Origin of the sequence: Streptomyces sp. NTH33 (genome assembly GCF_003236365.1) — a bacterium.
Lineage (GTDB): Bacteria > Actinomycetota > Actinomycetes > Streptomycetales > Streptomycetaceae > Streptomyces.
In genome coordinates this window covers 1-12524 of record NZ_POTZ01000190.1, presented here as the reverse complement: position 1 = coordinate 12524, position 12524 = coordinate 1, and the positions used below count along the sequence as shown (strand labels likewise).

Sequence of the window (12524 nt, the reverse complement as noted above, 5' to 3'; positions counted from 1 at the left end):
CCTCCGCCGCCCCCGCGTCGCCGAGCACGCCGGCGCCCACCGCCACGGCGTCCGGTACCACCGCACGCGTCGTGGAGCTCGTCAACTCCGAGCGGGCCAAGGCCGGCTGCTCGCCCCTGACGGTGAACGCGACGCTGACCAAGGCCGCACAGGCGCACAGCGAGGACATGGCGGCCCACCGGAACATGTCGCACACCGGGTCCGACGGCTCCTCCCCGGGCGACCGGATCACCCGCGCCGGCTACACCTGGCGCACCTACGGCGAGAACGTCGCCTACGGCTACAGCACTCCGGAGCAGGTGATGGCCGGCTGGATGTCCAGCTCCGGCCACAAGGCCAACATCCTCAACTGCTCGTTCAAGGAGATCGGCGTCGGTCTCGCCCAGCCCGGCAGCTACTGGACCCAGGACTTCGGCGCCTCCCGGTAGCCGAGCGGCGGCGCGGCCCGGCCGGTGCCGTCGTTTCGGCACGGCGGCCGGCGGGCAGGGTTCCGACAGCGTGGTCCCGGTCCAAGGGTCCGGGAAGGGGGGTGCGCGGCGGTGCCTGACCATGTGCGGACGGCGGACGGGCGGCGATTACGGGTCGAGGTCTCGGGGGATCCGCACGGACGCCCGGTGTTCCTCCTGCACGGCATGCCGGGCAGCCGGGTGGGTCCCAGGCCCCGGTCCATGTTCCTGTACCAGCGCGGCGCCCGCCTGATCAGCTACGACCGGCCCGGCTACGGCGGCTCGGACCGCCGGCTGGGCCGCCGGGTGGCGGACGTCGTCCAGGACGTGGCCGTCGTCGCCGACGCCCTGGAGCTGGACCGGTTCGCGGTGGCCGGCCGCTCCGCCGGCGCCCCGCACGCCCTGGCCTGTGCCGCGCTGCTGCCCGACCGGGTGACCAGGGCCGCCGCGCTGGTGGGCCTCGCGCCGCGCAACGCGGAGGGCCTGGACTGGTTCGCGGGCATGGCGCCGTCCAACGTCACCGAGTTCCGTACGGCGTTCACCGATCCGGAGCGGTTCGCGGCCGGGATCATCCCGCGCTCCGCGCGCATCCGCGACGACCCCGCCCGGCTGCTGGAGGAGCTGCGCGGCGTCCTCACCGCCGACGACCGGCTGATCGTCTCCGACAACACCGTCCGCTCGATGCTGCTGCGCAACTACCGCGAGGCACTGCGCACGTCCCCCTACGGCTGGATCGACGACGCGCTGGCCCTCACCGGGCCGTGGGGTTTCGATCCGGCCCGGATCCGGGTGCCCGTGCTGCTGTGGCACGGCGCGCAGGACGTCTTCTCCCCGGCCTCGCACTCGGCCTGGCTCGCCGACCGCATCCCGCGCGCCACGGCCGTCCTGGAGGCCGGCGCGGCCCACTTCGCCGCCCTGCGCGCGCTGCCGGAGGTGCTGAACTGGCTGCTCGCCGACTGACCCCCCTCACACCGCCAGCGGCTCCAGGTCCCGGTAGATGCGCTGCTCCCGGGTGGCCAGCCGGGTGATGCCGTTGTCCTCGCCGAGCAGCCGCCGCAGCTCCGTCAGCGCCTCGTCCCGCAGCAGCCGCCCCTCGGCCTCGCGGCCCAGCGCCCGCAGCGTGAGCGAGTGGTTGGCGGCCACGGCCAGGCTCTCGGGGTGGTGGTCGCCCAGGACGACGCGCAGCGCGGTCAGCGCCCGTTCCTCGCGGACCCGGGTCTCGTCCAGCCGGCCCTGGGAGAACAGGACGTTGGCGTAGTTCACACTGGCGAACAGGGTGTGCGGGTGCTCCTCGCCGAGCACCTCCGTCATGCGCGACAGCACCTTGAGGAACACCGCCTCGGCCTCCTCCAGGTCGCCGCAGCCCCAGTGGAAGATGCCGAGGTTGTTCAGCGTGGCCTGGGTGTAGGGGTGGGCCTCGCCCGGCACCTTCACGTACTCGGCGAGCGCCTCCAGGGCCACCTCGCGCGCGGCCTCCCGCTCGTCCGCCGCGAACAGGTCGGCCGCCATGTTCAGGTCGCAGGCCAGCGAGTCCGGCGTCGGCGCCTCGTACTGCGCCCGGTACTGGGCCCGGGTGGCCGTCGTCAGCCGGTGGCCGTCCTCGAACTGGCCGTTCCGGCGCAACGACACCGCCAGCGACTTGGCGCAGCGCAGCGTGCCGGGGAACTCCTTGCCCAGGATGCGTTTGTGGGCGTCGTAGGCCCGCGACAGCATCGTCACCGACTCCGCGTACCGGCCCACCTCCCTCAGGTCGCGGCCCAGGCTCTCCGCGGAGGCCAGCGTGTAGGGGTGGTCGGGCCCCAGGACGTCCATGCGCCGGTCCAGGGTGTCCTGGTCGATCCTGCGGGCCTCGCCGTACTTGCCGACCATGCGCAGCGCGAGGGCGAGGTTGTTGGCCGCGCTGAGGGTACGCCGGTGGGACTCGTGGAAGATCTGGCTGAATCCGTTGTACGCCTGCTCGGCGAGCTCCACCGCCCTCCGGTACTCGCCGAGCGCCGCGAGGTCGCTGGCGAGCGAGGACATGGTGACGTACGTGTGCGGGTGCGAGGGGCTGAGCACGCGGCTCTGCCGCTCGAGCAGTTCCTCGTCGATGGTCCGGGCCTCCACGTAACGCCCCTGGGAGCGCAGTACGTTGGCGAGCTGGCAGCGCAGGTAGAGGTACTGCACGTCGTCCTCGCCGAGCACCGGCCTCCAGTGCTCGAGCAGGTCCTCGGCAAGCCGTTTGGCGGCGGGGAAGTCGCCGCGCTTCCACTGGTAGCGGACCCGGTCGATGAGCAGCCGGCGGGTCTCGGCCGCGTGGCAGCTGCGGGCGTCGGAGGCGACCAGGTGCGGCCAGATGATGGCGAACCGGGGCCAGGTGTCGGGGTCGTCGATGGGTTCGTCGCCGTCGGGCCGGGCGCCGGCCAGGACGGTGTGCACCACGTGCCGGGTCTCGCGCTGCTCCTCCTCCGTCATCTGGGAACGGATCACGGCCTGGACCAGGCGGTGCACCTGGATGCTGTTGGTCTTCTGGTCGACCTTGGCGAGCGCGAACCTGCCGATCTCGCGGATGATCCGGCCGAGCAGCAGACTCTCCTGGAGCGCGGGGTCGTAGGGTTTGAGCGCTTCGATCATCTCCTTGCTGTAGAGCAGCTGCGCGGAGATGGGCTCGGGGGCGAGGAAGGCGCACAGCTGGAGCAGCCGGACCGCGGCCCGTGAGCGTTTCTCCATCCGGGCGATCGACACGTTCCAGGTGGCGGCGACGGTCTTCGGGTAGTCGGAGGGCTGGTTGAGGGCGAGCACCTCGGTGGTCTGCCGGGCCAGTTGCCGCAGGTAGTCCTCGATCGGGGTGGCGGTCTCCGCGAGCCATGCCGCCGCCTGCTCGACCGCCAGCGGCAGGTCGCCGACGGCCTCCGCCACCCGGGCGGCGTCCTCGGCGGCCAGTCCCCCGTCGGTGCGCCGGGTCAGGTGCTCGATGCTCTCCTCGCGCAGGAAGACGTCGATCTGCTCGGACGCGCCGTGCTGCGACCAGGTCTGGTTGCGGGAGGTGACGAGGATGTGGCCGCCGCCGCCCTTGGGGAAGTAACGTGCCAGCTGGGCCGGGTCGTCGGCGTTGTCGAAGACCAGGATCCAGCGTTTGCTCGGCAGCCCGCGCGACAGCCGGTGCACGGCCTCCTGGCAGGCCAGCGTGATGTCCTCGCCGCCGGGCGCGCCGATCAGGGCGCCGAGTTCGGCGAGTGAGGCGACGACGTCGTCGACGTGCTCGGCGGACGTCCACCACACCAGGTCGTAGTCGGCCATGAAGCGGTGCACGTACTCGGTGGCGAGCTGGGTCTTGCCCACTCCGCCGAGCCCGAACAGCGCCTGTGGCTGCGGCGGTCCGGAGGTGCCGCCGAGCTGGTCGCGGACGCGTTCCAGGATCATGTTGCGCCCGGTGAAGGTGGTGTTGCGCTGCGGCGCGTTCCAGATCGCCGGCGTGTTGCCGGGGAAGCGGGGGGCCATGGGCGCGGACTCGACCGGCAGCAGGGGCAGTTCCAGGGCGCGCAGCAGGGCGGCCACGCACTGCGCCTCGTCGAGCCGGTGCAGGTCGACGAACGACTCCGGGAGCTGCTGCACCTCGTCGACCCGCAGCGCGACCACCGGGGGCCGGGCGGCGTTCGCGGAGGGATCGGTGAGGGCCCGCCAGACGGAGTCGGCGTAGCGGGTCTTCTCGAAGGCCTTCGACAGCAGCACCAGGGTGCGGGCGGCCGGGTCGGCCGGGCCGGCCGGGCCGGCGGAGATGTCGTGCAGGGTGACCTCGCAGCCGGCCCGCCTGAGCAGGTACCTGACCCAGTCGGCCCACGTCCGGTTCTCCGCGGCGTACGTCACCAGGAAGGCGGCCGCACTGGTCGGCGGCCGGCGCCTGAGGTAGGCGTCGCGGCAGCGCAGCCGCACCGCCTCGGGAATCGGCGGCAGCGAGGTGACCTCGCGGTCGGAGATGACGGCGGTCAGCCGTTCGAAGGCGGACAGCAGCGAGTTGGCGATGCCGCTCTCGTCGCCGACGGTGGCGAGGGTCTCCTCGTAGGCGTAGTACGGCCGGTAGGGGATCTCCACGTTGCCCCAGTAGGCGCTGAGCTCCTGGGGGGTCAGCGCCTGGCCGTCGATCCCCTTGGGCAGTCCCTCGAACCGCATCCGGGCCAGCGCCCGTCCCGCGTCGACCTTCTCCTTCTCGCCCTCGTCGATGCGCATCGGCACCGGCAGCACCCGGATGCGGCGCGGCCAGTAGCCCTCCTCGATGCTGCGGGCCACCGCCGCGGCGCCCTCCAGCGCCTGGTCGCTCAGCGTGAAGCAGTCCACCAGCACGTCCGGCATCTGCATGGTGCAGATGTCCGCGTTGTCCGACAGACCGGTGCGACTGTCGATCAGGACGTAGTCGTACGTCGTCTTCATGTCGGCGCGCAGCGCGTTGAGGAACTTCCCGCCGCCCAGGCGCTCGTAGAAGTTGTCCCACTCGAAGGAGGTCACCCTCGTCGAGTACGCCCGGTCCTGGCGGCCCGCGGAGAGGAAGTCCAGCGAACCGCCGTCCGGGAAGCGCAGGTCGAAGCGTTCGGGGCGGATGGAGAGGGCGTGCTGTTCGACCTGCGCGTAGGGCAGGTGCCAGTCGTCGGGGCGCTCGGGGGTGCCCGTGGTCGCGGCCCAGGCGTAGTCCTCGATGATGTTGATGACGCCCGAGGTGGCCGCCAGCGCCTCGGGGTCCAGGAACGGGTGGAAGAAACGGTGCAGGCCGGGGGCTTCGAGGTCCCAGTCGACGGCCAGGACGCGCTTTCCGTTGGCGGCCAGGATCCAGGCCGTGTTGGCCAGGGCCATGGTGCGCCCGGTGCCGCCCTTGTACGAGTAGAAGGTGATGATGCGTCCGTCCCGCGCGGCCGTCATGCTTCTCCTCCGGTGTCGGGTCCGCCTGCCGGGTCCGGCGGCTGGATGGGGCCCATCAGGCGGGGCCTGGGTACGTGCGGGCCGGGCGGTGGATGGGCCTCGGCGTGCTTGAGGTACTGCCGGGTGGTGTGCGCCACGACGGCCGGGAGCACGTCGGTGAAGACCTTCAGGGTGGGCACACCGTTGACCGCGATCCGGCTGTTGGTGCGTCTGCCGCGCTCCAGGATCAGCGGCAGGGTGCGTTCGAGTTCGGCGGTCAGCCGCCTGCCCTCCTCGCCGTGGCACTGCAGGTCGGCGCGGTTCCACGGCACGATGGCGCTGACCCAGGGGAGCGAGGTGCGGTCGAACGCCTCGAGCCGGCTCCGCCGTTCGCGGTCGGTGAGCGCCCAGCGGTCCACCAGGAGGATGCCCGGGCGGCCCGCCGCCTTGCCCTCCTGGCCCGCGTCGGCCTCCCCGGGGCCGTGGATGTCCTCGTCGTCGAAGGAGGAGACGGTGATCCGGTAGTCCAGCGAGCGGATCAGCTCCTGGGCGAGCACGGGCAGCGGCCGTGTCGACTCCGAGTGGTACGGGTTCCAGTCCTGCGGGTCGTCGCCGTACGGGCCGGCGTTCCGGTGCTCCGGGATGGTGTCCCGGGTGGGCGCGGCCACCGTCAGGTGGATGTGCCGGGGTCCCTCGCCGCGCGGCCGGAACGCGCTCGGCGTGTGCTCGTAGTCACGGGGACGGCTGGGCGGCAGCGAGGTCTGCTCGGCGACCTGGACGATCCGCTGGGCGAGCGTGAGCACGGTCTCCTCGTACTCGTCCCGCAGCCGGCTGAGCTTGATCAGCCCGTAGATGCCGTTGGTCGCGTACCGCTCGCCGAAGGTGGCGTGGTCGAGGTGCAGGTGCCGTACGGAGTCCGGCAGTTGGGCGAAGTCGACGCGGGTCCACAGCGCGGGCACGATGGCGGAGGCCTCCATGCCGTCGACGGCCTTGACGTGCACCTGCCGCTCGTGGAACGCGTACCACTCCCGGCCGCACATCTCGCTGGTGAAGTAGCGCCGGGAGAGCAGCGGTACGAACACCCGGCAGCGGGCGAGGTTCTCGCTGAGCTTCTGCGGCCAGCCGTCGCCGGAGCTCATCTCCCGGTCCATGAAGCCGACGGACGCACCGGCGGGCAGGTCGGTGAGCGCCATGATGTGGTCGCACAGGTCCTGGTACAGCACGTGCACCCAGTGGTCGGGATCGCCGCCACCGGGCCCCACGCGCGGTGTGTGGGCATAGCTGAGGAAGAAATAGGGCTGGTCGTCCGGAGCCCTCCCCCGTTCCCTTCCGGGTACCTCCAACACGCCCCCCTGCCCGCTGTCACACCCGCGCCCGCGCGGTCACCCGACCGGAGTCAACAATGTGCCTGACGACCGCCCCGTGCGGGCCGCTTGTTTCACGCCAATCGATGAGCGACATCTGGACAGTTGACTCACTGCGTCGTCGACGGCGGGCCGCATCCGGAAGAGCACGACCGCTCGTCCCGACCATTCCCGCCGTACGAGGAGATCACTCGGCAGCCGCTGCCCGACGTCCGCGAAGTCACCGTCGTCCAGGGCCGCGTCCTCGTACGAGATCCAGTTGCCCCTGTTTCCGGTCACGCACCGGTAGGTGCGCCGGGGCGGGGGCGGGGTCGTCCGGTACTCGGCGAGATGGAACGCGCTGCACGCCTCGAACCCCACGCGCAGCAGCAGGACCTGGGCGTCCGCCCCGTACAGCCGGGCCAGCGGGGAGCGCTCTCCGAGGTGGCAGTGCGGATGGTGCTCGTCGAGCAACTCGGCCGCCCGCGGCCCGAGTCCGGCCAGCGAGGTCTGCGGATGGGCGCTGCGCACCGCACCGGGCGTGGTCCGTACGCACTCGGCGAGGGCGCCCATCGTCGGGCAGGGCGTGGCATGCGGCTCGAAGGGGGGCATCGCCTCCCTGAACGCGCGCACCTCCTGCTCGTCCAGGCCCTCGATGAGGGCCTGGTGGGCGCGGGAGGTGTCGGAGTTCTCCGGGGTGAAGGCGGGCGCGACGAGAGTGCCGTCGGGACCGAGCGCGGCGAGCAGCGCGTCACGCACCCGCTCGGGGGCCGTGCCGGTCCCGCGGAGCGAGGCGTGCACCATGAGGACACCGCCGCGGCGAATGCCCAGCTCACCGAGGGTGGTACAGAGTTCCCGGGCCTCAGACACACCGGCCGCCCATCCGCACGGCGGCCCCGTCCGCGCGCGCCTCGGCCACCAGGACGGCACCGGGCCCGGTCAGGGTACCGCCGGGCGGGACGGGTGCTACGGGAGCGTCGGCGCGGTCGCTGTACAACTCCCCCGCAAATGCGCTGAGTTCCCCGGCCCCGGCATGCCGGTCGCCCGTCCGCGCCGCCCACTCCGCACGCGCCTCGGCCACCAGAACGGCACCGGTCTCGGTCAGGTCGTCCGCGGATGGACCGGACAGCTCTGTCAGGGCCTGCCCCGCCCGCTCCAGCGCCCGGGCGGCCTCGCGCGTTCCGGGGCCGTGGTACGCGGCGTCGCCGAGCGCCTCGACGGCCTCGGTGAGCAGGCGGCCGGCCCGGGTGCCCGGTACGTTCAGGTCCGTCGTCTCCCGCAGAGCGGCCAGCCGGGCACGTCGGCCCAGACGTGGCAACTCGCGTGCGATCTCGGTGGGTTCGGCGTCAAGGGCCACTCCCGGGGCACCGATCCGGTCGGTGTCCAGCCGTACTCCGGCGCCGGCGGCGAGCGGGGTGACGACGTCGGCGTGCGGGGCGTTGAGGTCGCCCGGCCCGCCGGGGTCGCGCCCGGCCAGGAGCCGGTGGGCGGTGCGCAGCCGCTCCCCGAACGCGGCCAGGGCCGGCGGGTCCAGCGGATCGGTGACGGCGGCGTCGTAGCGGGCACGCCAGGGGTCGGCGTCGTCGATGAGCAGCGGCTCCGGGCCGCCCACGTCCACGGAGGTCAGCGACCGCCACCGGGAGGGGTGTTCATCGTCGCTCACCGCGAGACCGGTGCCGTCGGACATGCGGACGGCGAATCCCCGGGCGTGCACCGTGACCTCGACGCGCCCCGGGCCGGGCAGGGTCAGCGTGCCGAGCGTCGGCAGGTGCAGTGCCGGATCGGGGTGGGCCCAGGACAGGCGCAGGGGCACGCGGGCGTGGACGGCCACGGCCACCGCGGTGGCGGCGAGGCGGGCGGTGATGACAAGGTCGGGCGCGGTGTGCCGCAGCGAGGCGCGCAGGTGGCTGTGGGACAGGACCCTCTCGAGGTGGGCGGCGGTGTCGTCGGCGGCGTCCAGCCGGAGCAGGGCCTGCCAGGCCTCGTCCCAGTCCGGTTGTCCGGCCAGCCGTTCGGCCGCGTGGACGAGCAGGTCGCGGTCCTGTCTGAGCCGGGCGAACCGCAGCTCGCCGGCGTCGCGGACGCCTGGGGACAGGGCGCGTTCGGTGATCCGCTCCGCGATGCCCTCGATGAGGGCGCGCAGGTCGGCACAGAAGACCGAGGGATTGTCGAACATACGCTCGCTGCTGTAGCGGTGCGCGTAGAGTCCGCCGCCGCAGGACTCCACGACCGGGCAGCGCCGGCACGTCTCGGCGACGCCCTGAATGCCGAGCCGGCGGGCCTGTACACCGGGGTGCCGGGAGACCTCCTCGAAGCCATGGCGGAAGACGTCGTATCCGGTGGCGGGGGCGCCGTCGTAGGCGGTCTTGAGGGAGTCGGCCTGCTCGAAGGTCCCGTCCGTCTCCACGACCGCCAGGTCGGACGGCGCGAGCCCCATGGCCTCGGTCAGGCTGGGCCCGCCGCGCAGCGTGCTCAGCACCGAGTCGAAGGTCCTGACCGGCACCTTCCGGCCCTGTTCCTGCCAGCGGTCGAAGATCGCCAGCAGCCAGTCGGCGTACGGGACCGGGGAGCCGGAGGAGCCGCGAGGCGGCGGGTTGTCCCAGGTGGAGTGGGGCAGGAGGTAGTCGATCCGGGGCGGGTCCAGCGCGGTGAGCGCGTCGTGGACGGCGACGGGGTCGTTGGCCACGTCCACCGTGCACAGCAGTCCGCCGAACAGGTGGCGGTACTCGGGCTCGCGCAGCAGGCCGACGGCGCGCAGGACGCGGTCGTAGCTGCTGCGGCCACGGCGGTCGAGGCGGTGCCGGTCGTTGGCAATGCGGTCGCCGTCGAGCGAGATTCCCACGCGGACGCCGAATTCCCTGAACACATCGAGGTGACGTCTGCTCAGCTGTACGCCGTTGGTGTGGATGCCCAGGTCGAGTGCGCCGACCGCGCCCACCGTGGCACTGAGTTCGGCGCAGATGGCACGGATCCGGGCAGGTCCCGCGAGAAGGGGTTCGCCTCCGTGGAGGATCACGGTGACCGACTCCGGTCGGCGTAACCGGGCGTAGTCCGCGAGCCGACGCGCGACCTGCGCGACCGTCTCGTGGGCGATGACGACGGGCCGCGCCTTCCAGCTCCTGTCCGCGTGCTCGTAGACGTAGCAGTGGTCGCACGCCAGATCACAACGACTGTGGATCTTGAGTACGAGTTGCTGGAGTGGAATGTCCGCGGGGTCGCTCATGGGCGAGAGGCTATCGCGAACAGCCACCCCAACCGCCCTACCCTACCGCCAATTTCCCTGCTGTCACCAGAGATTGACCGACAAGGGTTACGCCAACGGGTGGAGGGAGAAGGAGCGGGCCGCGTCCGGTGTGGTGTCGGGCGCGGCCCGCCGTGCGTCGCGTGAGTCCGGAGCGCTTCGTGTGGGTTCAGAGCGCGGAGTTGAACGTGACCGGCTTCGCGGGACGTCGGCCCGCGGCTTGCGTGACCCGGGCGGCCGTCCTGGCGGCGTCGCGGGGGTCGATCGCCGCCAGCGGGGTGAGCCGTCGGTGCGGCGCGGGACCGGCGGCCGGTCCACTCTCGGCGATCACCTGTGCGTTCATCGTGCTGTTGTCTCCTTCCGGGGAACCGGCTTGTCCCCGGCCCCAACAGGACCAGAGGTCCGGTGCCGTGGTCCTTGGCCGGACCACCGAGAAAGGGACAGCGCGGGTTTAGGCGGACGATACCTCAGGCTCGGGCCCGCAGGATGGCCTTGCGGGCCGTTCGCCTCCGTCCATACTCTGAACCTTCGGGGTGAGCGACGACTTCGGGGGGGTCGATGAGCACCGCTGTTCCGGGTCCCAGCACGACGTTGACCGACCGTGACCTGCCGCCCCTGTTCCGCGCAAGTGATCAGTGGGCGATCGCCCGTCAGAGTGAGTCCTTCCGCGCCGTCCGTACGCAGCTGGTCGTCCTGCTGCTCGGCACCGCGGCCGCCATGCTGGCGGAACGCCTCGACAGCCACGTCCCCGCGGCCTTCGCCGCGGTGCTGTACGCGCTGAGCATCGCCATGGGCCTGCACACCTCCCGGCGCCGCGCCCGCGCCCGCTGGCAGGCGCACCGGGCCGTCGCCGAACTGTCGAAGTCCCTGGCCTGGCAGTACATGGTGCACGGCGGTCCCTTCCACTCCCGGGCGCCCCACCCCGACGCGCTGTTCGCCGAGCGCCTGGAGGAGCGGCTGCGGGAGTTGCGCAAGGTCGGCTGGCAGGACACGCGCAACGGGGCCGGGACCCGGGGCACGGGGCAGATCACCCCGGCCATGCGGGCGGTACGGGCCAAACCCTTCGACGTACGCCGGGACATCTATCTGCGCGACCGGCTCCTGGAGCAGCACGCCTGGTACAAGCGCCGTGCCGCCCAGGCCCACCGGGCGGCCATGCACTGGTCGTCCGTCACGGCCCTGCTGACCCTGCTCGCCCTGGCCGCGGCCGTGCTGCGGGCCGCCGGCGTGATCGGGGGCTGGGACCTGACCGGCCTGTTCAGCGCGGCCGCGGCGGCGGGCGTGGCCTGGCAGGAGGTACGGCGGCACCGGCCGCTCACCTACGCGCACTCGCTCGTCGAGCAGGACCTGGACACCCTGCGGGTGGCGATGACCACCACGGTGACCGAGGACGGCTGGGCCGAGGCGGTGGCCGAGGCGGAACGGCTGGTGTCCCCGCAGCACTCGGACTGGCTGGGCGCGTTCGGTGGGTGACGGGGCATCAGCGGGAGCGGGCGCCGCGTCAGTCGCGCCGTACGCCCGGCTCCCACAGCACCGTCACCGGAAGACCCGTCCGCCGTGCGTACGCCACCACGTCCCCGGTGCCGCCCAGGCCGCGGGCCGGACGGCCGTCCCAGACCGCGACCAGCCGGTCGGCGTGGTCGACGATCCAGCGGCCGGCCGCGTAGTACGCCTCCTCGTGCGTCGCCTCGGCGGGCAGCTCGACCCGGGCCGCGCAGACCCCCAGGAGGCGGCGGTAGGCGGCCCGGGCGGCGGCGTCACCCAGGTGGGCCTCGTAGTCCATGCCGGGGATCACGGCCGTCACCGGGATCCCGCCGGACAGGGCGATGTCGGCGAAGAGCTGGTCGGCGCCGGCCGCGAGGCTGGTGAGCGCCTCCAGGCTCCCGCCGCCGCTGAGCTGCCGGCGCATGCCGGAGCGCACCGAGGGCAGCAGGGCGGCCGGGATCGAGCGGTGCCCGGTGACGCCGATCCGGGTGACGCCGGTGCGGCGGGCCAGGGGCCAGGCGGCACCGGGTCCGGGGGCTGCGTCCCCTGCCACGGGCCCGATTCCGGTCACGGTACGTCCCCTCCCGCTCGCCGTCGGCGGGAACCACCCTAAATCCTGCCGCCGAGTCCCCGCCGCACCGGAGGTGTCAGGGCTTGCGGCCGACGCCGCACCACATCGGAAGCGGGCACGGCGGTGTCGGCGTCGGGGTGCCACTCGGTGAGCTGGACGACCCCGGGCTCCAGCAGCTCGGTGCCCTCGAAGAAACGGGTGACCCGCTCGTGCGGGCGCGGGGTCGCACCGGCGTGTTCGCCGGCCCGCTCGTTGTGGAGGCGCACGGACTTTGCGACTTCCTCGGCGGTGATGTCCGAGGCCGGGTGGGAGATGACGAGGTGGCTGCCGGAGGGGAGTCCGTCCCCTCCGAGCCAGGCGTTGTGGACCCGGGCCGGGTGTGCCACGGAAGAGTCGATCGGCGCCATGCCGCCGGCCGGCCGTTCGCTCACAGCGCTGGATTCCCCTGCCGTCATCGGTTGTTGAGGCGCAGACCGGCCCACGCTGCACCGGCGACACGGCTGACGCCCGGGGAAGCCGACCCGCCTCGAGGCTGTCACCGCGTCCCGCCCCGGGGCTGGGTGCACGGG

10 protein-coding genes are annotated in these 12524 nt (G+C 72.8%); 3 read left to right on the top strand and 7 right to left on the bottom strand.

All coding sequences use genetic code 11. The features are described from left to right. Together C1I97_RS19050 and C1I97_RS19045 are read left to right on the top strand one after the other, a co-directional pair. On the top strand, positions 1-428 hold a 428-nt coding region (locus C1I97_RS19050), incomplete at its 5' end, for a CAP domain-containing protein (protein WP_146608243.1). Between the two features lie 111 nt (positions 429-539). Continuing rightward, positions 540-1406 (top strand): alpha/beta fold hydrolase, encoded by an 867-nt coding sequence (locus tag C1I97_RS19045; protein WP_111004419.1) that lies wholly within the window; start codon positions 540-542, stop codon positions 1404-1406. 6 nt (positions 1407-1412) lie between these two features. Here the strand turns inward: C1I97_RS19045 and fxsT are convergent, their stop codons facing one another. The 5 genes from fxsT to C1I97_RS39980 all read right to left on the bottom strand — a co-directional run bounded on the left by fxsT (position 1413) and on the right by C1I97_RS39980 (position 10242). Then, complete coding sequence (gene fxsT, locus C1I97_RS19040; protein ID WP_111004418.1) at positions 1413-5336, bottom strand: FxSxx-COOH system tetratricopeptide repeat protein; 3924 nt, start codon at positions 5334-5336, stop codon at positions 1413-1415. Continuing rightward, entirely contained in the window at positions 5333-6658 is a 1326-nt protein-coding gene (locus tag C1I97_RS19035) for a TIR-like protein FxsC (protein WP_181446793.1), read from the bottom strand. Before C1I97_RS19035 ends, fxsT begins: the two co-directional genes overlap by 4 nt. A 39-nt stretch (positions 6659-6697) precedes the next feature. Further along, complete coding sequence (locus C1I97_RS19030) at positions 6698-7528, bottom strand: AAC(3) family N-acetyltransferase (RefSeq protein WP_441349129.1); 831 nt, start codon at positions 7526-7528, stop codon at positions 6698-6700. Continuing rightward, entirely contained in the window at positions 7521-9881 is a 2361-nt protein-coding gene (fxsBH, locus tag C1I97_RS19025; protein ID WP_111004416.1) for a radical SAM/SPASM protein FxsBH, inactivated beta-hydroxylase extension form, read from the bottom strand. The genes C1I97_RS19030 and fxsBH overlap by 8 nt, the downstream gene beginning before the upstream one ends. Positions 9882-10068: 187 nt before the next feature. Beyond that, positions 10069-10242: a hypothetical protein gene (locus tag C1I97_RS39980; RefSeq protein WP_181446792.1), complete on the bottom strand. Its 174-nt coding sequence runs from the start codon at positions 10240-10242 to the stop codon at positions 10069-10071. A 215-nt stretch (positions 10243-10457) separates the two neighbouring features. On the opposite strand from C1I97_RS39980, the gene C1I97_RS19020 reads away from it, so the two are divergent. Continuing rightward, on the top strand, positions 10458-11372 hold the full coding sequence (locus tag C1I97_RS19020) for a DUF4231 domain-containing protein (RefSeq protein WP_111004415.1): 915 nt from the start codon (positions 10458-10460) through the stop codon (positions 11370-11372). Between the two features lie 28 nt (positions 11373-11400). On the opposite strand, the gene C1I97_RS19015 is transcribed toward C1I97_RS19020, so the two are convergent. Continuing rightward, entirely contained in the window at positions 11401-11937 is a 537-nt protein-coding gene (locus C1I97_RS19015; protein ID WP_258382634.1) for a hypothetical protein, read from the bottom strand. 56 nt (positions 11938-11993) lie between these two features. Then, positions 11994-12386, bottom strand: a complete 393-nt coding sequence (locus C1I97_RS42985) for an SAM-dependent methyltransferase (RefSeq protein WP_441349128.1) — start codon at positions 12384-12386, stop codon at positions 11994-11996. Positions 12387-12524: the final 138 nt, after the last annotated feature.